The sequence below is a fragment of the Bacillus sp. P4_D3 genome (genome assembly GCF_056401855.1).
Genome location: NZ_JBFUIN010001060.1, coordinates 1 through 883 on the forward strand (window position 1 = coordinate 1; position 883 = coordinate 883).

The window sequence follows — 883 nt, forward strand, 5'->3', positions numbered from 1 at the left end:
CTATTATTGCTGAAAAAAACAAAGATAGGACTTATGATTCGCGCGGGTGTAATGGATAAAGAGATGGTTCAAGCTCTCGGTATTAACGTAAAAGCGATATTCTCATTTGTCTTTTTATTAGGAGCAGGAATGGCAGCATTAGGTGGTTTCCTACTTGCACCATATTCAGGCGTTATTTTCGCCGAGATGGGCATGCAGTATGCGATTTTAGCTTTTATAGTAGTAATAATTGGAGGGTTAGGTAGTGTACAAGGTTCAGCTCTAGCTTCTTTAATCGTCGGATTAGCCGGTGCTTTTACAGCGTATTTTATACCAGATTTATCTCTTGCAATTAATATGTTAATGTTACTATTTTTCTTAATAGTGAAGCCGACGGGACTCGTTGGTGAAAAGGGGTGACATGGTGAACAGCATATCGGGTCGAATTAAAGTATACTTCGGAGTTTTTATGCTCATTTGTTTAAGTGTATTTCCATTCGTAAATGATTCACGGAGCTTGTTAATTTTGTTCACTCAAATTTTCATCTTTGCTATTTTCGCTATGAGTTTTGATGTTCTCCTTGGATATACGGGTATTGTTTCATTCGGTCATTGTATGTTCTTTGGAATAGGGGCGTATGGTGTGGCACTCTTATTTGATCGGCAAGGGGTGTCTATAGTGAACTTTTTTATAGGAATAGCAGCCGCTATTATTGTATCAGCTATCGTTAGTTATATAATCGGTATGCTTTCATTACGTTTGAAAAGTCATTTTTATGCAATGTTAACGCTCGCTATTTCTCAGCTGTTTTTTGTACTTGCTGAAAAATGGCGTTCGCTGACTCACGGAGGAGATGGATTTACATTTCGTGTACCAGATATATTCCGTGATCGTGTTACGTAT

Annotated in this window: 2 protein-coding genes; both read left to right on the forward strand. The window is 37.9% G+C overall.

Annotated elements, in window-relative coordinates:
* Positions 1-399, forward strand: a 399-nt coding sequence (locus AC1DTM_RS29140; RefSeq protein ID WP_477001564.1) for a branched-chain amino acid ABC transporter permease, incomplete at its 5' end; no start/stop codon positions are given.
* Positions 400-448: 49 nt separating this feature from the next.
* Positions 449-883 (forward strand): branched-chain amino acid ABC transporter permease (locus tag AC1DTM_RS29145; protein WP_477001565.1); only part of this gene is annotated, 435 nt, incomplete at its 3' end.